General features: G+C 36.4%; 27 protein-coding genes, 1 tRNA gene and 1 riboswitch. Of the genes, 16 read left to right on the top strand and 12 right to left on the bottom strand.

Translation table 11 applies throughout. The annotated features are described in order from the left end of the window. The first annotated feature begins 182 nt into the window (after positions 1-182). Both COD11_RS22860 and COD11_RS22865 read left to right on the top strand, forming a co-directional pair. Positions 183-425 (top strand): hypothetical protein, encoded by a 243-nt coding sequence (locus tag COD11_RS22860; protein WP_098799213.1) that lies wholly within the window; start codon positions 183-185, stop codon positions 423-425. Between the two features lie 22 nt (positions 426-447). Continuing rightward, entirely contained in the window at positions 448-1359 is a 912-nt protein-coding gene (locus tag COD11_RS22865; protein WP_098799214.1) for an MBL fold metallo-hydrolase, read from the top strand. A 26-nt stretch (positions 1360-1385) separates the two neighbouring features. Here COD11_RS22865 and COD11_RS22870 read toward each other — a convergent pair whose 3' ends face one another. Further along, entirely contained in the window at positions 1386-2060 is a 675-nt protein-coding gene (locus COD11_RS22870; RefSeq protein WP_098799215.1) for a YetF domain-containing protein, read from the bottom strand. 152 nt (positions 2061-2212) lie between these two features. Here COD11_RS22870 and COD11_RS22875 point away from each other — a divergent pair, with 152 nt between their 5' ends. Beyond that, on the top strand, positions 2213-3232 hold the full coding sequence (locus tag COD11_RS22875) for a DUF3231 family protein (RefSeq protein ID WP_098799216.1): 1020 nt from the start codon (positions 2213-2215) through the stop codon (positions 3230-3232). Positions 3233-3654: 422 nt separating this feature from the next. On the opposite strand, the gene COD11_RS22880 is transcribed toward COD11_RS22875, so the two are convergent. The 3 genes from COD11_RS22880 to COD11_RS22890 form a co-directional block, all read right to left on the bottom strand. After that, a complete protein-coding gene (locus COD11_RS22880; RefSeq protein WP_098799217.1) occupies positions 3655-4080 on the bottom strand; it encodes a GNAT family N-acetyltransferase in 426 nt (141 codons plus the stop codon). Beyond that, positions 4081-4599, bottom strand: coding sequence for a YjcG family protein (locus tag COD11_RS22885; RefSeq protein WP_098799218.1), 519 nt, complete (start codon positions 4597-4599; stop codon positions 4081-4083). A 71-nt stretch (positions 4600-4670) separates the two neighbouring features. After that, positions 4671-5396, bottom strand: coding sequence for an alpha/beta hydrolase (locus COD11_RS22890; RefSeq protein WP_098799219.1), 726 nt, complete (start codon positions 5394-5396; stop codon positions 4671-4673). Between the two features lie 172 nt (positions 5397-5568). Between COD11_RS22890 and COD11_RS22895 the strand changes: the two genes are divergently transcribed. The 7 genes from COD11_RS22895 to metC all read left to right on the top strand — a co-directional run bounded on the left by COD11_RS22895 (position 5569) and on the right by metC (position 12084). Further along, a complete protein-coding gene (locus COD11_RS22895) occupies positions 5569-5835 on the top strand; it encodes a hypothetical protein (RefSeq protein ID WP_098799220.1) in 267 nt (88 codons plus the stop codon). A gap of 147 nt (positions 5836-5982) precedes the next feature. Then, on the top strand, positions 5983-6771 hold the full coding sequence (locus COD11_RS22900; RefSeq protein WP_098799221.1) for an ABC transporter ATP-binding protein: 789 nt from the start codon (positions 5983-5985) through the stop codon (positions 6769-6771). Continuing rightward, positions 6755-7510 (top strand): ABC transporter permease, encoded by a 756-nt coding sequence (locus COD11_RS22905; RefSeq protein WP_098799222.1) that lies wholly within the window; start codon positions 6755-6757, stop codon positions 7508-7510. The genes COD11_RS22900 and COD11_RS22905 overlap by 17 nt, the downstream gene beginning before the upstream one ends. Before the next feature lie 124 nt (positions 7511-7634). Then, positions 7635-8639 carry an aliphatic sulfonate ABC transporter substrate-binding protein gene (locus tag COD11_RS22910; protein ID WP_098799223.1) on the top strand — a complete coding sequence of 335 codons (1005 nt, stop codon included), beginning with the start codon at positions 7635-7637 and terminating at the stop codon, positions 8637-8639. A 9-nt stretch (positions 8640-8648) separates the two neighbouring features. Continuing rightward, positions 8649-9221 (top strand): SCO family protein, encoded by a 573-nt coding sequence (locus tag COD11_RS22915; protein WP_255301689.1) that lies wholly within the window; start codon positions 8649-8651, stop codon positions 9219-9221. Between the two features lie 69 nt (positions 9222-9290). After that, positions 9291-9407, top strand: a riboswitch (SAM riboswitch). Between the two features lie 381 nt (positions 9408-9788). Then, positions 9789-10913 carry a methionine biosynthesis PLP-dependent protein gene (locus COD11_RS22920; protein ID WP_098799225.1) on the top strand — a complete coding sequence of 375 codons (1125 nt, stop codon included), beginning with the start codon at positions 9789-9791 and terminating at the stop codon, positions 10911-10913. Then, positions 10900-12084 (top strand): cystathionine beta-lyase, encoded by a 1185-nt coding sequence (gene metC, locus COD11_RS22925; protein WP_098799226.1) that lies wholly within the window; start codon positions 10900-10902, stop codon positions 12082-12084. The genes COD11_RS22920 and metC overlap by 14 nt, the downstream gene beginning before the upstream one ends. 123 nt (positions 12085-12207) lie before the next feature. Here the strand turns inward: metC and COD11_RS22930 are convergent, their stop codons facing one another. The 5 genes from COD11_RS22930 to COD11_RS22950 are packed head-to-tail and all read right to left on the bottom strand — an operon-like array spanning position 12208 to position 14529. After that, positions 12208-12507 (bottom strand): spore coat protein, encoded by a 300-nt coding sequence (locus COD11_RS22930; RefSeq protein WP_098799227.1) that lies wholly within the window; start codon positions 12505-12507, stop codon positions 12208-12210. Positions 12508-12524: 17 nt separating this feature from the next. Continuing rightward, positions 12525-12725 (bottom strand): hypothetical protein, encoded by a 201-nt coding sequence (locus COD11_RS22935; protein WP_098799228.1) that lies wholly within the window; start codon positions 12723-12725, stop codon positions 12525-12527. Positions 12726-12744: 19 nt separating this feature from the next. Then, complete coding sequence (locus COD11_RS22940) at positions 12745-13881, bottom strand: zinc-dependent alcohol dehydrogenase (protein ID WP_098799229.1); 1137 nt, start codon at positions 13879-13881, stop codon at positions 12745-12747. 17 nt (positions 13882-13898) lie between these two features. Continuing rightward, complete coding sequence (locus COD11_RS22945; RefSeq protein ID WP_098799230.1) at positions 13899-14267, bottom strand: spore coat protein; 369 nt, start codon at positions 14265-14267, stop codon at positions 13899-13901. Positions 14268-14283: 16 nt separating this feature from the next. Continuing rightward, complete coding sequence (locus tag COD11_RS22950) at positions 14284-14529, bottom strand: spore gernimation protein GerQ (RefSeq protein WP_098799231.1); 246 nt, start codon at positions 14527-14529, stop codon at positions 14284-14286. A 200-nt stretch (positions 14530-14729) separates the two neighbouring features. Here COD11_RS22950 and ftsZ point away from each other — a divergent pair, with 200 nt between their 5' ends. From ftsZ to COD11_RS22970, 4 genes are all read left to right on the top strand, one after another. Next, entirely contained in the window at positions 14730-15887 is a 1158-nt protein-coding gene (gene ftsZ, locus COD11_RS22955) for a cell division protein FtsZ (RefSeq protein WP_098799232.1), read from the top strand. 208 nt (positions 15888-16095) lie between these two features. Next, on the top strand, positions 16096-17103 hold the full coding sequence (locus COD11_RS22960; RefSeq protein WP_098799233.1) for a TAXI family TRAP transporter solute-binding subunit: 1008 nt from the start codon (positions 16096-16098) through the stop codon (positions 17101-17103). A 278-nt stretch (positions 17104-17381) separates the two neighbouring features. After that, positions 17382-17453: transfer RNA gene (locus COD11_RS22965), tRNA-Val, on the top strand. Between the two features lie 163 nt (positions 17454-17616). Further along, entirely contained in the window at positions 17617-18339 is a 723-nt protein-coding gene (locus COD11_RS22970; RefSeq protein WP_098799234.1) for a hypothetical protein, read from the top strand. 106 nt (positions 18340-18445) lie between these two features. Here COD11_RS22970 and COD11_RS22975 read toward each other — a convergent pair whose 3' ends face one another. The 3 genes from COD11_RS22975 to COD11_RS22985 all read right to left on the bottom strand — a co-directional run bounded on the left by COD11_RS22975 (position 18446) and on the right by COD11_RS22985 (position 20043). Further along, complete coding sequence (locus tag COD11_RS22975) at positions 18446-19543, bottom strand: tyrosine-type recombinase/integrase (RefSeq protein ID WP_098799235.1); 1098 nt, start codon at positions 19541-19543, stop codon at positions 18446-18448. Positions 19544-19663: 120 nt separating this feature from the next. Further along, complete coding sequence (locus COD11_RS22980) at positions 19664-19858, bottom strand: helix-turn-helix domain-containing protein (protein WP_098799236.1); 195 nt, start codon at positions 19856-19858, stop codon at positions 19664-19666. Further along, positions 19855-20043 (bottom strand): MerR family transcriptional regulator, encoded by a 189-nt coding sequence (locus COD11_RS22985; RefSeq protein ID WP_098799237.1) that lies wholly within the window; start codon positions 20041-20043, stop codon positions 19855-19857. Before COD11_RS22985 ends, COD11_RS22980 begins: the two co-directional genes overlap by 4 nt. A gap of 230 nt (positions 20044-20273) precedes the next feature. Between COD11_RS22985 and COD11_RS22990 the strand changes: the two genes are divergently transcribed. Together COD11_RS22990 and COD11_RS22995 are read left to right on the top strand one after the other, a co-directional pair. Then, positions 20274-21005: a hypothetical protein gene (locus tag COD11_RS22990; RefSeq protein ID WP_098799238.1), complete on the top strand. Its 732-nt coding sequence runs from the start codon at positions 20274-20276 to the stop codon at positions 21003-21005. Positions 21006-21232: 227 nt separating this feature from the next. Then, positions 21233-21610, top strand: a complete 378-nt coding sequence (locus COD11_RS22995; RefSeq protein ID WP_098799239.1) for a hypothetical protein — start codon at positions 21233-21235, stop codon at positions 21608-21610. Positions 21611-21844: the final 234 nt, after the last annotated feature.

Here is a 21844-nt window from a genome sequence, read left to right on the forward strand (position 1 = left end):
AAATCTTTTGACACTACCATAAAATAGGATGCTAAATCGTATGTATTTATAAAATAATAAAAAACAAACTTTCATAAGCGACAAAGTCTATCTTAACAGAATGACAACCGAACGAAAAGGTAAAAATACATGGTTTAACTTAACAAAGATAAGGGAATTTATGTAAGGGAGAGGTGACGAAGATGGGTTATATTTTACCAATTCAGCAAGATACATACACACAATACGCAAATCGATCAATCTCTGTACAACAACATTATTCACAAATCTTACCAACATCTGCTATTAAGCTGAATCAAAATAATGCACAAGAAAATTCACAACAGCAGCAGAAATTTGCAGATATCTTAGAAGAAAAATTGAAGAAAAATAAATATTCATCTTCATTTACAGGAAAAGGTAAGCTCTTTAACGAATATGTGTAAAAAAACGTTTAAGAGGTAAAAAATGAATTTTATTCAACTTAACAATAGTTGTTACTATTTTCAAGGTGCAGTTAATATTGGGTATTTACGCAATGGAGAAAACGGCTTACTAATTGATGCCGGAATTGACAAACAAACGATGAAAAAGGTGTTAAAAAGATTACAGGGCGACAATTTACCTGTAACTCATCTATTTGTTACACATGCTCATGCTGACCACTACGGTGGGGCAGAGCATTTACAATCTACTGTAGACGTTTATACGTACGCACCGAAACTCGAAGCGGCTATGCTTAGACATCCAATTATTGAACCACTCTATCTTTTTCAAGGAAATAAGCCATTGCCTGAAATGAGAAATAAATTTTTAGAAGGTAAGCCAATAAGGGTTGATGAAGAAATTGAGCAAGCAACCTATCCTTTTGGCGACATCTTTTTTCAATGCTATTCCTTGCCAGGGCACAGCATCAATCAGCATGGCTTACTTATTGATAAAATCCTATACGCTGCTGATGCTTATTTTGCAGAAGAGCAGTTACATAAACATAAAATCCCATTCATTATTGATGCAAAAGATACATTGGAATCTCTTCACAAACTTAAAAAAATAGATTGTGTTGGAGCTGTTCCTGGACATGGATTGTTTGAAGAGGATTTTGTCAAAACAGTCGATGTGAACATTTCTTATCATCTTAAGTTAATGAATTCCATAAAGAGTGTTATACAAGAGGATGAAGCTGGTATTTATCATGATGAATTAGTAGCCGACATTTGTACAAAGTGGGATATAGGAGACCTAAATATTCCTTCATGGATGCTGTTTCGTACAGCAGTTACAGCTTATGTTACCATGCTTGTACAAGATAATACGGCTGAACTTCTAATTCATAATCACCGGTTAATGATACGAGAGAACAAGAAAAACTCCCACTAATTTAGTAGTGGGAGTTTGTTTTCTATTTAGAAGGATTGAACATGTAAACCAGAACCCTCGAGCCACTCAGCATATAAAACTTCTTCTGTTCTGAATATGTTTTGCTGTTTTAACTGTTGCTCCAGCCAATTGTAATTAAAGCCTGCTTCAACTAAATTTTGTTTAATCACTTTTCCATCACTTATGATGGTAATGGGGATATATACTTTTTGCAGATTCACCTGGAGATCAGGTTTCGTTGGGTTCTCATATTCTGCCTTTTTTAGAATACTGACCGTACCATCTGTTTCTAGAACAGCATATTCTAGTTCTCTTATTGAGAAAACGCCTTTTGCCCGAATCAAGTGTTGCAGCTGGTTGATATCTAGTTTACATTTCTTTAAGCTTTCTCTTAATATTTTGCCTTCTTGAATAATAATCGTTGGTTTTCCTTCAAGAAGTCCACGCGATTTACTCCACTTTTGCGTAATCAATTCCAGAATGAAAATTAATAATCCCCATATAACGACTGCATAAATAATCCGTGAGATTCCAACTTCATCATCAAAAATGGCATTTCCAACAAGTTCACCAAGTACAAGTGCAGAGATAAAGTCAAACGTTGTAATTTGGGTAATTTGTGTTTTACCTAATATTTTTGTAATGATGAAAAGTGCAATAAAGCCAAAAACTAACTCAATTGTAATTTGTCCAAACTCCATGCTAGATACCCCCGTTCACGATCCATATGATTAGGATTATCGTACATGTCGTTTTTATACAAAATCAATGAGATAGTATGTGATTAAAATAAAATAGTGAGTTTTTGTTAACACTATTGGATAATAATTACTCTATTAAAGGGGGTACACAGATGTCTCACGATTCAACTAAGCTTACCTCAACAGAGATTGCTTCTCTTTGGACATCCTATATGAATGACACAATGGTGGCAACGATGTTAACACATATGCTTCAGTACATAGAAGATCCTGAAATAAAAGCAGGGGTAGAGCATGCATATAATATGGCTGTGAAAAATATTCATTTTCTAAAAGAACTGTTTCAACAAGAACAATTTGCCACACCGAATGGCTTTACTGAGGATGATGTTAATACTAGCGCACCTCGTTTGTATTCTGATACATTTTCTTTAACATATGTAAATCATATGGCTAAAGTTGGGATGCTCGCTTACGGTGGATTTTTATCAATGAGTGTTCGATCAGATGTAAGGGAATTCTTTACGAATGCAATAAATGAAACAGCGACATTATATAACTCTACTCTCGAAACAGCTGTTTCAAAAGGATTCTTTGTAAGAGCCCCTTATATTGGCGTTCCGGAAGAAACAGACTATGTGGATACAAAAAAATATTTAAGCGGGTTAAATCCATTTACCGGTAAACGACCTTTAAATGCAATTGAAATTTCTCATCTATATATGAATATTCAAACAAACTCTATTGGAGCTAAACTTTGCTTGAGCTTTGGTCAAACCTCCCAAAGTAAAGAAATACAAGAGTATATGCTACGAGGAAGCGAAATTTCCAAAAAGCATGTGAAGCTCTTTACAGAGGCATTAGCTGAAAGTGACTTGATTGCACCTGGCTCTCCTGATGTATGTGTTAGCTATTCCACAACCCAAACATACTCAGATAAAATCATGATGTTTCATATGTCTTTACTTAGTGCGGCAGGAACAGGGAACTATGCTACTGCCGCGGCCGCAAGTCAGAGAACAGATTTAGCTGTGAATTATGAAAGATTGTCTGCTGAAATTGCTCAATTTGCAAAAAGTGGAGCAGATATTATGATCAAAAATAACTGGTTGGAGCAGCCGCCAGGGTTAAAGGATCGGGAGAAATTGGTGAAGAAAGAAGGAATGAGCTAATCTTCTGATTTTGTTTTAAAGAGTAAAAACACAGAGAATTTTTTATGTAGTTCATTTTTTTTTCATAGGCGGAGAAATTCCGGTTAAGTTAGATAGTAGGTGCTTAAAATCCGATATAAGCGGAAATATTCCGGTTAACTTCTCTATATTTAACTAAATCCAAAGATTATGTTCATATAAGCGGAAAAACTGCCCTTATTTTGTGGGGAATGTTGGTATTTTCCAATTTAAGCGGAATTTTTACGTTTATTTATCATGTTGTTTAGCGAAAGCACAACTATAGAGTGCAAAATAATGTAAAAAAATGCTTGGAAACACAATGTTCCAAGCATTTTTTTTTACTATTAAGTGTGATAGTACGGTTATTTCTAATTTGATACTTCAAAACCGAATCCAATAAGAATTTCTCTCTGTGGGTCTTCCTATTGCTGTTTAATCATCGTTACATGAGGAATTCCTGCATCCATAAATTCATCTGATACAACCTCATAGCCTAATTTTTCATAAAAAGGTATCGCATGTGTTTGCGCGTTCAGTTTGAATTTATTAACTCCTTGTTCTGACGCAATGTCTTCTAATTTGGTTACAATTATGCGACCTGCACCAGTTCCACGAGTTGTTGATAGCACACAAATTCTTTCAATTTTACCTATACCATCAAGAACACGTACTCGTCCGGCACCTGCTGGCTTTTCTTGATCATCATATAAAACAACATGTGTTGCTTCATCTTCATACTGATCAATTTCCTCTTCTTCAGGAACATTTTGTTCATCTACGAAAACAATTTTTCTTACTGTGTATGCATCTTCTAGTTCATCTCTTGTTGCTACTTGTTTTATTTCCAATTATTCGCTTTCCTTTCCGAGTAAAAATGTTTCATGAACAGTCCAAGAACCGTTTTCTAGTTGATATAAAAGGTGGAAGCGGTCTATAACTTCCTCGTGACGAATATCAAGCATTTTAATGCTGCCAAGAACATCTGAATGTTCATCATCTGAAAGATTTTGTCCAAGAGTAATATGAGGGACAAAAGCATATTCAGGCTGACCGCTTAAGGAACCTGTATGGAGCTTTTCATGAAGAGTTAGCAGCTGATCTGTTGGATCTACTTTTAAATAGATCACGTTGTTTACAGGTGCAAAAGAGCTAACCTTTTTAATGGAAATTTTGATTGGCTGACTTACTTCAGCTACTTTACGAAGTTCCTTCGCAATAACCTTTATTTCATCGTCTTCTGCTTCAAAAGCCGTTTTTAATGTAACATGTGGTGGCACTAATGCGTAGTGAGTATCGTACCGTTTGCGATAAGAGTTAACTAAGTCCTGCAATTTTTTTGATGGAAAAAGGGCGATTCCGTATTTCATGATATTCCCTCCTAAACAGTTCATTATAGTTTTAGTATAGCAAATTTTTAAAAATAAACATATGTACGATGTTATTCAAACATAAGTTTGAGTATAGGTGTTAAAGCCGGCTGCCAATACTTCCAAGTGTGATCTCCATCAAACTCTTCATACGTGTATGAAAAACCCTTTTCAGATATCAACTGGGACAACTGCCGATTCGGTGTTAGAAAGTCTTGAATGATACCATCTGTCGTTTTTACCTCTGTTTCTTTCTTGCCAATTTGATGATAAATCATCGGTCTTGAGGAAGAATTAAACTCTTTAACAGCATTCATGACATCTTCATTTACAAGAGGTGATTGGAGAATGAGCTTTCCAAAAGTATTAGGATACGCTAAGCCTGTTAATAATGAAACGGTTGCTCCTAAAGAATCACCAATTAAAGCACGACCAAAGCCTATTTGGTATGTTGGAAATTCCTGATCAAGATACGGTACTAGTTCATGTGCAAGAAAACGTACATACTGCTTATACCTACTACCACTCGGATGATATTTTTCTTTTCTGTCATGAACATCTTTATAAGGAATGCCAATAACAATAACATCTTCTATTTCTTCATCTTTTACTAAAGCTTCGACCTGTCTTCCAACACGCCCAAGTTTAAAGTAATCTTGACCATCTTGTGCAATCAATAAACTATACTTATATAATGGTGAATAATTCTCTGGAAGATAAATGAGCAATGTTAATTCTTCCTGAAGTGCTTCTGAATAAAAGGAGTGCTCCTTAATAATACCTGTTTGCTTACTCATGGTTACCCCTCCTAAAACATGTGTGAAACCCCTTCCTATTTTATCACGCAACGATTCATTCATCCTTAAAAAAGCATAATTATTATGTTTTTAAGCAAAAAATGTTTAAAAATGTCGGACAAGGGTATTTTCCAAGTAAGACCTATTAAAAAAAGTGAGAGGAGAATCACAAATGAAAAAATCAAGCAAAGTGGTTTTATCCAGTGTTGCACTATCCACAATAGGGGTTACATCTTATTTATTAAAGGAAGAAAAAAGAAAGAACAAATTCATCTCTTCCATGCAAATGATGAAGAATAAAGCCATTAATTCTATAAATAAAGACAAGCAGGTTATGGAGAAATCTGGACACCCGGATCCACATGATATTGAAGATAATACGATGGTAGCTGAAGGTTCTATGTATGCTGTTAATTATTATGATGAAAAGAAAAAATAACGTGAACAAGGCCGACTTACATGTCGGTCTTTTTTATTTTGGTGAGAATTAGGGAAATACTAATTTTACCATTGACTTATTTCCTAAACCTACTATAATAAGTAAATCCGATAAAACAGATATGAATTAAAAAAGTAGGTGATATCAGTGTTTTTATCCATAAATAATGTTATGAAACAATTTAAAAACCGTGATAACAAAGAAGAAACAGTTTTAACAAATATAGATTTACAAGTGAAAGAAGGAGAATTTGTTTCCATCCTTGGTCCTTCAGGATGTGGAAAATCAACCTTACTTTCTATCGTTGCAGGCTTAACACAGGCAACTTCTGGTGAGCTTGTTCTACAAGGGAAACAATTAAAAGGACCTGGTAAAGAACGCGGCATGGTATTCCAACAAGCTGCATTATTTCCCTGGTTAACCGTTGAAGAAAATGTTATGTTTCCTCTTCGCAAGGAGCTTTCCAAGAAAGAGGCACAAGAAAGAGCTCATAAATTTTTATCTCTTGTACAATTAAGTCCATATGCCAAGCATTCCCCACATGAGCTTTCAGGTGGGATGCAGCAGCGTGTCTCAATTGCGAGAGCATTAGCAATGGATCCAGCTCTCTTACTAATGGATGAGCCATTTGGTGCTCTTGATGAACAAACACGTTCAAGACTTCATGAAGTCTTGGAAGAAGTGTTTTTAGAAACGAAAAAAACAATTCTTTTCGTTACACATAGCATCCATGAAGCATTAAAGCTTTCTGACAGAATTGTCGTTATGGGAACACAGCCAGGTCGAATTGTTGATATTATCGAGCTTGACTTTCCAAGACCACGTGAGCAAGCGCGTGAAGAGCTATTAGCTTACGAAGAACGAATTAAGAAATTATTAAAAACAGAAATAGATAAAGTAATAGAAAAGGAGCAGCAATATGCAGCCAGTCGTTAAACGAATACTTTTTTACGTTATTCTTTTAACTGTATGGCAGGCTACGGTAAAGCTTCTTGATGTTTCCGTTGCAATATTTCCTGCCCCTACAGATGTTTTCAATTCATTATATACAGGTTTTTTAGATTTAACACTTGTCTATGACTTAGTTGCAAGCTTTAAAAGACTTGTGATTGGCTTAGTCATTGCATTAATCTTAGGACTTATTTTAGGAGTAGCCTTAGCTAAATCAAAAACACTTGATGAAACATTAGGTTCATTAATTATCGCTTTACAGTCAGTACCAAGTATTGTTTGGTTACCTTTAGCGATTATGTGGTTTGGGTTAAATGAAGCTGCTGTTACGTTTATCGTCGTTCTAGGTGCAACACTTGTGATGACGATTAACATGAGAACAGGGATCAAAAATGTGCCACCACTTTATATAAAAGCAGCGCAAACAATGGATTATAAAGGCTTGAGCTTGTTCTTTAAGGTCATGATTCCAGCATCTATCCCTTATGTTGTAACAGGAACAAGACTTGCTTGGGCATTTGCTTGGAGAGCATTAATGGCAGGTGAGTTATTAAGTACAGGTCCTGGTCTTGGATATAAATTAAAATTCGCATCAGACTTTGGTGATATGAGCTTAGTGCTCGCGATTATGATTATGATAATGGTCATTGGTGTTATTGTAGATTTACTCTTTTTCCAACGTATTGAGAAAAACGTAATGAAAAAATGGGGATTAGATAGTTAAGGACTTTCTTAATTGGTGTGTCGCCAATTGCTTCCCTCTGACTACTGATTTCAAGTGTAAACAAGGTATCGTAGTCAAAGGTTATTTTTAACGAACAATCATAATTTAAAATGGAGGTTACATCATGAAAAAAGGACTATTATTTGCACTTATTTCGATTTTATTAGTAGGTGTCCTTGCAGCTTGTGGAACTGGTGGATCATCGAATACAAGCGGTAGCGGGAGTACAGAAGAGGTTGTGATTGGTTATTTTCCAAACATTGATCACGTACCTGCAATGATTTCAAGAGAAAAAGGTTTTTATGAAGATGCTCTTGGAGAAAACGTAAAAGTAACATACAAAACGTTTCCAGATGGAGCAGCGTTTATGACAGCTTTAAAAACAGGTGAAATTCAAGCGGGACTAGTAGGACCTGGTCCAGTAATGAACAACTATGCAAATGGTGCAGATGTGAAAATTATTGCAGGTGCATCTTCAGGCGGTACTGTTGTTGTTGCATCAGCAAAAAGTGGTGTTCAATCAGTTGAGGATGTTTCAGGTAAAACGTTCATCACACCTGGTGTAGGTTGCACACATGATGTTCAAATGGAAACATTTCTTAAAGATTTAGGAATTACATCAGCACGTATTGGTGGAACTCTTAAACATGTAACTGGTAACCCAGCTCAATACGGTGCAATGTTCGAATCAGGTAAAGTAGATCTTGCTGCTGTTCCAGAGCCGTGGGCATCACAATTAGTAAATGACGGTGCAAAAGTAATCGTTGATACAGATGAAATCTCATATGGTACAACATTACCTAACACAGTGTTAGTAACAAGTGGAAAACTAATTGAAGAAAATAAAGAGCTAGTAGCTAATATCGTAAAAGCACACGAACAAGGCGTAAACTTCATTAATGAAAATCCAGAAGAAGCACGTGATATCGCGATCAAAGCAATCAAAGACATCACAGATCAAGAATTAGATCCAGCGATTGTTGATAGTGCATGGGAGCGTGTATCTTACACAACAGAAGTAAATGCAGATGTTGTTCAAGAATTTGCAAATTCTTCATATGAATTAAAATTCCTAAAAGAAAAACCAGAATTTAGTGATCTAATTGACACTTCATTCTTATCGAAGTAGGAATCTATCGTGAAAAAAATAATATCAATTGTTATTGCTGTTCTAGCGTTGGTAGGCTGTTCTCAGTCTATCAACCTGGAAGAGCATTTTTCATTAAATGGAACTGTAGAGCCACTGGAAGCCGTGAATCAAAACGGAGAAGCTGTAAGAATGTCTGACTACGAAGACAAAGTTTGGATAGCTACGTTTATTTTTACAAATTGTGATACTGTCTGCTCGCCAATGACTGCTCACATTGCTACACTTCAAGAGCAGTTAAAAGATGAAAAAGCAGAAGCAGAGTTAGTTTCCTTCAGTATTGATCCAGAACATGATACACCTGAAGTGTTAAAAAAGTTTGGAAAACAATTCGGTGCTGATTATGAATCTTGGAACTTTCTAACAGGCTATGATCAAGCAGAAATTGAATCCTTTTCTAATATAAGTTTCTTAGCTCCTGCTGCAAAGCTTGAAGGCTCAACTCAATTTGTTCACAGTACCTCAATTTTTCTCATGAAAGGCAGTCAAATTCTAGAACAATACGATGGAGTATCAAACGTACCATTTGAAAAAATAATCGAAGATATCAAACTATTACAATAATTCTATTGCATTCTCCACTTGAATAAGGTACAGTAATAAAAAGTTAAACATTTTAAAAATTTCATATATTTCTTATCAAGAGAGGCAGAGGGACTGGCCCTATGAAGCCTCAGCAACCGGTTCATAACGAGTGAAGATCTGGTGGTTATGATATTTGCTAAGTTTAAAGCGAAACCTAGGTAAGGTTTTTAAAAGCACCGACAGATAATGAAAAAAGAAGCGAACAAAGCGTTTTTGATTGTTCGAAGCTTTTTTCATTGTCTGTCGCAGGCTTGCATCGCAAGCCGCAAGCACTGGCGTGCTTTTAAAAACTAAACCAACACAAATTAATGGTTTCTTTTACAAAAAGCAAATAAAGTAACAACACAAATACCAAGACTTCTACGAGTGCCAAGGTGCTAAATCCAGCAAGCCACACCAGCTTTATGCTTGAGAGATAAGAAGAAGCGCACTTTAACGACACAGTCTTCTTCTTAACGGGGAAGACTTTTTATTTTGCTTTTTTAAGACATGTACACTTTCTCTCATGTACATAATCATTAAATTTATATCTTAGGAGTGACAAACATGAGTAAACGTATCGAAACAAAATTAGCACAAATCGGCAACCGCAGTGAAAATGTAACAGGTACAGTTAACCCGCCAATTTATTTATCAACAGCCTATCGTCACGCAGGTATCGGTGAATCAACTGGATTTGATTATATCCGAACAGGAAACCCTACAAGACTATTAGTCGAAAAAGCGATTGCAGACCTTGAGCATGGCGACCGCGGCTTTGCCTTCAGCTCAGGAATGGCTGCCATCCAAACAATCATGGCCCTCTTCCAAAGTGGAGACGAACTGATCGTTTCTTCGGACCTTTACGGTGGAACATACCGTCTTTTTGAAAGAGAATGGAGAAAATACGGATTATCATTTCAATATGATGATTTCACAAATCCAGCTGAAACGGAAAAGTTGATCAATGAAAACACAAAAGCGCTATTCATTGAAACGCCAACTAATCCATTAATGCAGGAAACGGACATTAAAGAGCTAGTAGCAGTTGCGAAAAAGCATAACATACTCGTGATTGTTGATAACACTTTCTATACACCAGTTCTTCAAACGCCAATCTTAGATGGAGCGGACATTGTCATCCATAGTGCAACAAAATACTTAGGAGGGCACAACGATGTTCTTGCAGGCTTAGTTGTAACGAAAGGTCAGGAACTAAGTGAAGAATTCTTCCAACACCAAAACGCAATTGGTGCTGTTTTATCACCATTTGATTCTTGGTTGTTAATGAGAGGGATGAAAACTTTATCACTTCGTATGAGACAGCATCAGGAAAATGCTCAAAAGGTAGCGGCATTTTTAGAAGAGCATTCTGATGTACTTGATGTCTTATATCCAGGAAAAGGTGGAATGCTTTCATTCCGTTTACAAGATGAAGAATGGATTAATCCGTTTTTGAAAAATCTTAACACGATTTGCTTCGCAGAAAGCTTAGGTGGCATCGAAAGCTTCATCACGTACCCAGCAACACAAACACATATGGATATTCCAGAAGATATTCGAATCGCAAATGGTGTCTGTAATAAGCTGCTACGTTTTTCAGTTGGTGTTGAGCATGCAGAAGATATTATTGAGGATCTAACACAGGCATTTAAAGCAATGAAAGGAGTGGAAGCAGTTGAGCAATCATGATTGGTCATTTCAAACAAAGCTACTTCATAACGAGTCAAAGGTGGACCGCGGCACAGGATCGGTAAGTGTGCCGATTCACCATTCCTCTACTTTTCATCAATTTGATATCGATGAATTTGGGAAATATGATTATGCACGTTCAGGCAACCCTACGCGAGAAGCATTGGAGAGTGCCATTGCAGAATTAGAAGGCGGATCACGTGGATTGGCGTTCTCCTCTGGTATGGCAGCTATTTCTACCGCGTTTTTGCTGTTATCACAAGGAGATCATGTACTTGTAACAGAGGACGTGTATGGGGGGACTTTTCGTATTATCACAGATGTATTAACTCGATTTGGAATTGAGCATACATTTGTAGATATGACAGATCTTCATCAGGTTGCGTCTGAAATTCGTCCTAATACGAAGGTAATTTATATGGAGACACCTTCGAATCCATTGTTAAAAGTAACGGATATTAAGGGGATTGTGAATCTAGCGAAGGCAAATAACTGCTTAACTTTCTTAGATAATACGTTCTTAACACCAGAGTTACAGCGACCTTTAGAGTTAGGCGTTGATGTAGTGTTGCACAGTGCAACGAAGTTTTTAGCGGGGCATAGTGATGTGCTTGCAGGTCTTGCTGTTGTGAAGGATCCTAATTTAGGCGATCGTTTGTATAAATTACAAAATGCATTTGGTGCCGTTCTTGGTGTGCAGGACGCATGGCTAGTTCTTCGTGGATTAAAGACATTGCATGTACGCCTACAGCAGTCTCAAGCATCTGCCTTAAAAATAGCTGAGTTTTTAGCGGAGCACCCGAAGGTAGAAGAGGTATATTACCCAGGCTTGAGCTATCACCCAGGTCATGAAACACAAAACTATCAAGCGGATGGTCCTGGAGCAGTGTTGTCATTTAAATTAGCTGACGCAGCGGCAGTTAAGACTTTGGTTGAAAATGTGGAGCTTCCGGTGTTTGCGGTTAGTTTAGGTGCAGTGGAATCTATATTATCGTATCCTGCTAAAATGTCACATGCGGCAATGCCTCCGGAAGAGCGTGAAAAGCGTGGCATTTCAGATGGACTGTTAAGATTAAGCGTTGGACTTGAGAAGGTTGAGGATTTAATTAAAGACTTTGCTGCAGCTTTGGAGAAGGTGCCTGCTGATGCAAAGAAGAATGTGAATGTGTAAATTTTGAGCTGACTCTTTGTGGAGTCAGTTTTTTTATGGGTGAGGTATTTATTTGATAATAAAAATCCCTTCTCTAAAAGAGGAACAGTTTGTTTTGTTCCTCTATTTGAGAATAAGAGATGCTTAAAGAGTAGGTAATTTCATTGCTGTATCCATATTTTTTAAATTCAGCTGTATTTGTTCATGGGTATCAAATGCATGATACCAGCCTTTTTCCACCATATAACTTGAGATTCTTTCATGCATATCCAGTGCTTCCTCTAAATGACGAGTGAGAGTATGTTTAATTTCTGGAGTGCCTGATTCAGTGAGGGCAATTGCATAGTTTCTTACTCCACTTTTTGCAGAAATTAATAAGTCCATTGCAACAACTTGATCGGTTAATGCTTTCATACCAGTTAAACTTTCAATGATTGAGTTCATGTTCCTTCATCTCCTAACTAATACTTTGGTTTTGCTTTAGAAAGAATGGAGGAGTACTCCTCTAACTGACGGGTTGATATTGTAATATCTTGCTGCATGATGTCTTTTAGTTCTGGATCAGATACAAGTGCTCTCATCGTTTTGGACTTTGTTAAACAAGTTGTCTTAAATGCCGCAATTTCCTGAACTTCAAGAACTTCATGTAATACGTAGTCCATGATTTATAGCCCTCTTTTCCTAAGGTTTTAATACAACTTTTATACAATTATCTTTTTTTGTATCAAAAATTTCATAAGCGTGCTTTGCTTCACTAAGTGGTAGTACGTGACTGACAACATCACCTGGATCAATTTTTCCAGTAGAAACGAGTTCAAACATGTAAGGCATTAGGTGAATCATTGGAGCTTGCCCAGTGCGGATATTTACGTTTCGTTGCATAATATCTCCTAATGGAAAACCGTTATATCGGCCACCATACACGCCAGTAATTTGGATGGTTCCGCATTTTCGAACAGCTTGAGAAGCCATTACGAGTGCACTCATTGCCCCACCTTGAAGTCTTAAACCGGTCGCTAGGAATTCCATGTCAGTCATTTTTCCGTCCATACCAACTGCGTCGATGACAACATCTGCTCCGCCTTTTGTAATTTCTTTCAGATAACTTCCCACATTTTCATGTTCCTCAAAGTTAACGGTTTCCACTTTGTTTGTTCTTTTTGCATGCTCTAAACGATAGGGAATATAGTCAACAGCAATTACTCTTTTTGCTCCTTTTAACCAACAAAACTTTTGAGCAAAAAGGCCAACTGGGCCACAGCCTAGAACAATGACAGTATCGCCAGCTTTGACACCAGCATTTTCAACACTCCAATAGCCTGTTGACATGGCATCAGCAATGACACTTAACTTCTCATCAGGTTCTTCACAGCTTTCAGGTATTTTAAAGTGAGTAAAATTGGCAAAAGGAACTCTTAAGTATTCAGCTTGTCCACCTGGATAACCACCTGTGTTACCTGAATAGCCAAAGTATGCACCCATTTCTCCGTTATCATTTGAGTTATCACATTGACTCTCAAGATTGCTTTTACAATATTGACATTCACCACATGCGATATTAAAAGGAATAATTACACGATCCCCTTTTTTTACCTTCGTAACTTCAGGGCCCACCTCTTCTACGATACCCATTGGCTCATGGCCGATCACATAGTCTTCTTGCATATTTGGTATCATTCCGTGGATTAAATGCAAATCAGATCCACAGATGGCTGTACTTGTTACTTTGATAATCATGTCATCTGGCTTTTGGATTTTTGGATCTTCTACTTCTTTTACTTCAACATTTTTGATGCCTTGATAGGTTACGGCCTTCATTCAACTAACCTCCAATGTTAATGTTCATCAGGTGTACGATCAAACATCCCTTTTCGATTGGTTTCAACAGGGAATAGATTCATGTTTCCAACCATAATTGTGTTTTTGGCGGATAGCTGATCTAATTTATATTGTTCTTGTAGATCATGAGGATGAAACCATTTTTTCTCGACCATAAGCTCAGTAATTTCTTGATGCATGGCAATACTCTGCATTAATTGCTTACGCAGCATGGCTCTTAAGTCAGGTGATGCGGTTTCAGTTAATGCCGTAGCTGTATTTCGTACCGCATCTTTTGCTCGCATAAGAAAATCCATGGCAAACGTGGTATCTGCTAACTCAGGAACATGTAAGGAATTAATTGGATCTAAATGATCGTTATTCAATGCTACTACCTTCCTTTCAATTGATTATTGGTGTTGGACGGCTTTCAGGTACTGGCGCTTCAAAAGGAGCACGTTGATAAATCGCTTGTAACTCGGTTAATGCCTGAATCGATTGATCAACATCTTTTTGCATTAAATTTTTTAGATCTTGATCAAAAACTAGTCCTTGCATAAGCTTTGATTTAGCCACACATAAAGTTTTGAAGTTTATCATTTCATGTAAGTCTATAGATTCATGAGCTGCTAATTTTTGTGAATCCATTATTTGTTAACCTCCCTATTTTGATACGCTTCAGTATTTTCCCCGAATTATGGTCATTCATAATTTGTAAAAAATGACTGCGATTTGATTTCTCAGTTAGTGAACATACAGAAAAAGTTGGAAAACTTCGAATCATATAAGGAGGTACTACGTACGTCTACGTTGAAGTAAGACCTATGGATGAATAAGGAGGAAAGATGATGTTGGATTTTGATATGAATATAGATCAATTCGCCAAAATTAAAGTGATCGGTGTTGGCGGAGGTGGTAATAATGCGGTTAACCGAATGATAGAAGATGGAGTTGAGGGTGTTGAATTTATTGCAGCAAACACAGATGCACAGGCTTTAAATCAATCAAAAGCTGAAATTCGGATGCAAATCGGTGCATCATTAACAAGAGGTTTAGGAGCAGGGGCAAATCCTGAAATTGGTCGAAAAGCAGTGGAAGAAAGTAAAGAGCAGCTTAAAGAAGTATTACAAGGAGCAGATATGGTCTTCGTTACAGCTGGAATGGGTGGTGGAACAGGAACAGGGGCAGCACCTGCTATAGCGGAAATTGCCCGTAATCTTGGTGCTCTAACAATTGGAGTTGTCACACGTCCTTTTAAATTTGAAGGCTCAAAGCGTTCAAAAAATGCTGCAAGCGGTATTGAGGCCATGAAGGAATCAGTTGATACCTTAATTATTATTCCAAATGATCGCTTATTAGAAATTGTTGATAAAAAAACAAATATAATGGATGCTTTCCGTGAAGCAGACAGTGTTCTTCGTCAAGGGGTGCAGGGGATTTCTGACTTAATTGCTGTACCAGGTTTAATTAACCTTGACTTTGCTGATGTGAAAACAGTTATGTCTCATAAAGGAACAGCACTAATGGGCATTGGAATTGCGAAGGGAGAAGACCGGGCTGCGGTCGCTGCACAAAAAGCCATCAATAGTCCGTTACTTGAAACGTCCATTAATGGTGCTCAAGGTGTAATCATGAACATCACTGGTGGTACAAACCTAAGTCTTTTCGAAGTTCAAGAAGCAGCTGATATGGTATCTAATGCATCTCATGAGGATTTGAATATGATCTTTGGTTCAGTGATTAATGATCACTTAAAGGATGAAATTATCGTAACGGTCATTGCAACTGGTTTCATTGAGCAAGAGGAGGCACCACCATTGATCCAAACAAATTCACAGCCACAAAGAGAAAGAGTAGAAAATACGAATCAATATGAAAATCAGCGTATACAACGGGATGTTGGTTACCGTGAAGAACCGGTTCAAAATTTTAGTCGCCATAATGAACAACAGGAAGATTCACTGGATATCCCAACGTTTTTAAGAAATAGGCAAAATCGTAGATAAAACTGTGGAATGAGTACATAGATATAAACTGAGTATAGTAAGGGGAAAGAGATTGGGAACTATATAAAGTGTCCAATCTCTTTTTTTATTTTCTTTATGTAATCGGGCTTAATAAACCTTTCATATTTTTCATGCATGTACCCAAATGTTTCCTCATATATAAAAGGGAGCTACCGCTTTACACAATTTTACAAAAGGGGGAACAAGCGTGAAAAAAATGCGTAATAGCTTGTTGTTTGTTATGATGCTTGCTTTTATGATGGTGGTCGCTGCATGTAGCGGGGAAACAGAATCGGAGAGCTCTAGTGAAGAAAAAGAGGAAACAACAGAAAGCACATCAGAAGAAAAACAAGACTTAAGCTTACTTACTGGCGGAACTGGTGGTACATATTATCCGCTAGGCGGGCAAATTGGTAAGATCATGACAGACAATACAAACGCAAATATTACACCACAAACATCAGGTGCTTCTGCTGAAAACATGGAAACGTTAAGAGCTGGTGAGGCTGAACTAGCATTTACACAAACAGATATCGCGGCATATGCGCTTGAAGGAAAAGAAATGTTTGAAGGAAATGCAATTGATACTATTCAAGCAATTGGATCACTTTATCCGGAAACCATTCAACTAGTCACGACCAAGGATAGTGGAATACAATCAGTAGAAGACCTTAAGGGGAAAGCTGTTTCTGTTGGAGCTCCGGGTTCAGGTGCTTATATTAACGCTATGCAAGTTTTAGAGGTTCATGGTTTAACAGCAGAAGATATTAAACCGCAAAATCTATCATTTGATGAGTCAACGGATGGTATCCAGGCTGGAACAATTGATGCTGCGTTCATTACTGCTGGAACACCAACAGGAGCTGTTGAAGCACTATCAGCTCAAGCAGACATTGTCATTGTTCCAATTGCAGACGACAAAGTTCAAGAGCTAATGGATCAATTTCCATACTACTCAAAAGACACAGTTGCAGCTGGAACATATAATATTGAAGAAGATGTAAACACAGTAGCAGTAAAAGCAATGCTTGTCGTCACAAAGGATCTAGACGAAGAATTAGTCTATGAAATGACAAAAGCATTGTTTGAAAATACAGATTCAATAACACATGCAAAAGGTGAATTCATCACACCTGAATCAGCACTTGAAGGTGTGGGAAATTTAGAATTCCATCCAGGTGCAGCTAAGTATTTTAAAGAAAAGGGCCTTCAATAAGAATAGGATAGTAGGGAAATAAGAGAAGAATGCTGTCTAAATGGGGCAAGAATGTAGGGATTAATGCCCCTTTTGACAGCATTCAAATATTTTCTGGGAAATAAGTCGAATAGTGAAGTTGGACGAGATGTATTGACTTGAATAGTTCTTCAGAATATAATAGAATATGTAGCTTTAAGAGCTATTATACAACTAAATAACGATCCGATAGTTCAGTGGGAGAACACTACCTTGACAGGGTAGAGGTCTTAGCCTAAAATCATCATATAAAATATTACGACTTGTTAGCTCAGTGGGAGAGCACTTCCTTGACAGGGAAGGGGTCGGGGGTTCAAGTCCCTCACAGGTCATCCTAAAGCACTTTTTGTAAAAGTGCTTTTTTTCATGCCTTGGTCACATTTTGGTCACGATTGTTAAAATTGAACGCTTTTTGAGGTATTAATTTTATGTACTTTAAATAAGTCCTTTGTGAACGAAAAAAACAGTTGATTATTCATTTTAGGAGGTCAAGCGATGGAATTGCAATTGTACTTTTATAAACCAATGATGCGGTCATATATGAGAGAACTTGAAATTGTTGGGGATTATTATTATAAGTCTAAACCTGTATTTGAAATTTCAGAAGATTATATTTACAAAGAGGTTGACAAAATATTTTCCTCTTATGTTATTTCAGAAGATACAGACCCCTCGGTAATTGCTGATTCCATGGAAGAAATGGGTGTGGAATTGTTCGAGTCATATCAAATGATGAAGTCTAATCATTTATTTATTACGATTTCTATGCTTGCTCATATGTGGGAACAACAAATCATTAAGTTTATTCGGCGGGAACTCAATAATGATTTAAAAGACCCAATAGGGGCATTGACTTATAAAGATGCAAAAGAAACTTTGGAGGATTTTGGTGTAAAGGTTACAAAAAGGGCTTCATGGACAAAGATAAAAGAGCTAAGACATCTGGTTAATACGATTAAACATGGAGAAGGGGTTTCGGCAGCAAAACTGAGGAAGCTGCGACCTGATTTTTTTACAGGGGAAGGGTTCTTTAAAGATGATAATTATGATATTTTGAAATTAAATGGTTCAGTATTGTTGGACCCTTATTCACTAAATGTAACGGAATCTGATTTGTTTGATTATATAAAAGCGACAAAGACCTTTTGGGAAGAAATGCCAGAGAGAGCATTTTATAATATTAGAACACAGACGAGTCGTATCGTTCAAAATGATTAGAAAAGCAAAATGCCTAATGGAAAATAAAAGCAGCCTAAACTTTGATAATTTAGGCTGCTTTATAAATGGTTGAAATCAATACGATAAAGGTATATTGTTCGATATTTCATTTAAGCAAACTTCCAAATATCTCCGCTGCTTGGTCTTGAAGTGTAGATGAAACATGAGTATACCTGTCCATTGTTGTTTTAATATTCGAGTGCCCTAGCCTTTCGGATACAACTTTCATATTAACTCCATTTTCCATGAGTAATGTGGCATGAGTGTGACGGAGGCTGTGAAAGGTAATTCTAGGTACACCTGCTTTTTCTGTTATTAAATCCATACTTCTCCCAATATTTCTTGGGTTAACTGGGGTACCTTCCTTTGAAGAAACAACTAGGTTGAATTTTGAAAAATTCCCTTTTAAAGCGTTTTTCTTTATTTCAAATTTTTCTTTTAAAACTTTTAGTTCATCTAATACATTTGGTGGAATTTTAATGCTTCTAATTGATTGTTTCGTTTTAGCTTTTTTCTCAAGAAGTTTTCCATCCCCAGTTAGAGTTTGTTGGATATTTATATAACCATCTTTAAAATCTATTGCATCCCATGTTAATCCTAAAATTTCGCCTCTTCTGCATCCACAGGCAATTGCTAGTAAAAATGCTGGATAATAAGCATATCCTTTGGCAACTTCTAAAAACTTATTCATTTCTTCGTCTGACCAAACGGTTGTTACCGTATTTTTTTCTTCCTGCTTCTTAAGTTCTTTAGCGGGATTATTAGCTAAATAACCATGCTTTACAGCATAACTAAACAGCATTTTTAACACAGCAATATGCTTCGCAACATAATTTTTTGTATAACCTTTTTTATACATTTTGTTAACAAAAGAAATTAATGTCTGGTAGGTTATTTTTGCAATTTGTAAATTTCCTAATTCAGGTAAAATGCTTGTTGTCAATACTTGTTTGTAAGTCTTGAATGTAGAATACCGTATCTCAAATTCTTTTTGCTCCAGCCACATTCTCGTTAGCTCGGAGAAGAGCATCTTACTTGGTTCTGTATATGTACCTCTGTTTAATTGTGATTTAATTTCCAGTACAGCAGCTTCTACTTCCTTTTTTGTTGCCTTTGTAATCCGTTTTTGTTTTCTTTCTCCGTTAATACCCACATCAATTACGCAGGTATATTTATCTCCCCGTTGTTTTATTTTCAATTTCATATGTATCCCTCCTTGAAAAATATAACCTTATTACGCCGCACATCCTGTATGTAAGCAAGTTGAAATTTATTCCAGTTTTCGTATGTGCTGTTTTGCTGTCCCAATCTAGCGCCCTGAATTTCAGGACGCGGTGTTACTCTCTAACCATCGGACTAGATTCGGCTTAAAAATAATGATTCTTCGACCAATTTTCTTGACAGGAAAGTCTTCAGTTTTAACAAGTGTATATGCTTGTTCTCGACCGATACCGAGGTACTCTTTTAATTCCATTACAGTTAAAATATCAGGCAACGCATCTAATCCTTTGTTTATCATTCAAAACTTCCTCCTTCTAACCATTTGATGAACTTTTCCTTCGAAAAGAAATTGATATCTGCTAATTTCATATTTTGAAAGTCTTTGGTTTTTATCAGTTGATATGCTTGTCGTTGACCAATTCTTAAAAATTGCTTTATTTGTTTTGGTGTTATGTATTCAGGTAAATCTTTAAGCAACAGCATCTTATGTATCCCCCTCGTATTTCCATTTCCTCTTGTCCCTTGTGGTATTAATAATTTGCCATATGAATTTAACGCATACAATATTGAAAACAGAAAAAATTTGTTGTATGGACTTCAAAAAAATTATATAAAAGGCAATTAAAAATAAAAGAATTGGTGATTCATAAACCCTATTAATTTACATATTTTGATAAAAGGGGAAAAATATTTGAAAAGGCGGATAATAATACATGGCAAAATACGGAATAGAAGCATTCGATGAGCTCCCAAGTAGTAATAAACGAAGAAGATTGTTTTCCTTTCTGGACACAATGGGTGATGATAAAACAACACTTTTGGAAAAACTCGATGAAAAACTGGGGAATTTCAAACCGAATGAAATACCTGTTCCCAAGAACATTGAAAATGTAGATGGCTTTTCACACCGATGGGACCTTGATATTTTCTTCAAGGTGATTAAGAAGTTCTTGGATGATAATTCTTCAGAAATAGAAAATGGGAGAGAAATTGCTTATGTCGGCGATATTGATACATTTATTCCATTTTACGGGCATTTTCTGTTTATTGATGAAAAAACTTCAACAAATGGTTTGAAACTAACACAGCTATCGTCTTATTTAGAACTTGCGGATAGATTTGATACAACAATATGGTGCTTAATGGGTCCTACACCAGGCGCAAAGAGTACAGTCGATTTTAATCGTATTTATAAACTCTGTGTTATTAAATCATTTGGGAGATATGAATTATTTCAGGGAAATCTGAATGAAGTTCTGGATTACTTTCACTTATGGCTTAATGAATGCCGTGAAAATCCAAATACTGATTATTTTCCTTACATCGAAACAGCTCGAGAGATAATGGATAATGTGCAAAGGATGGAAAATTATAAAAGTTTATCATATGAAATGCTCATGAACGACTACTTCCGTTATATGGATAATGTGGAGAAGGGTAAATAAATGTTATTTTTTGGAGAGAGGAGAACAATGCGGAATTAAAAGCAAAATAAAACGCTGGGGCTATCCCCAGTGTTTTTATTTATGTGACCAAGCAAATATATTTTAATTTCTTCCGCTTTAATACCATATGAATTATCTGATTTCAACATAGAATTTCAGGAAATCCACATTGTAGAATACTTATACTTCAAAGAACTGAAGGATTAATAATCAAGGAGAGGATATCATTGTATTTTACTAACGCGGAACACAAAGGGAATTATGAATTCTTAATGGGGATGTACGAATTAACTAGCGGTGAGGATGTGCAGTATGAATCAAATATTTATGTTGCAGCGTATCCTGGAATCTTTAAGTGTTTGGATATCAATACGATTGAAACATCATCGGGTCCACTGTTTATGGTTACAAAATGGAATGATGAAGAAAGCAGACATGTTGTTAGTGCAGCAGCTTTGACTGGTTCGACTAAGCGTCTTGTTGAAGTTGGCTTGTCATTGTATAACGGTTATGAAATAGGATTAGATGATGTTTTTGGTTCATTTGCATCGGATGAGTTAATTGATATGTTTTTTCAAGCATGTAGAATTAGAGCGCACCGTTAGAACATAAAATGGGTTGCATTTATAAATATAAAACAAGGAAAATAATCGTTTTGATGGTATTAAAAAAAGAGGCTCAAGCCTCTTTTTTGGATGTCGATGGTTCTTACTTATAAATCGGGGTCCTCCATGAAAACGCGGAATCACTTATCAATTATCATATTTTGCAGAGATTGAAAGAATCCTTCATTAAAATTAGAGGACTCCTAAATATTTTTGATTTTAGGAGGGTTAATA

The sequence above is a fragment of the Bacillus sp. AFS040349 genome, from assembly GCF_002577655.1.
In the GTDB taxonomy this organism is placed as follows: domain Bacteria; phylum Bacillota; class Bacilli; order Bacillales; family Bacillaceae; genus Metabacillus.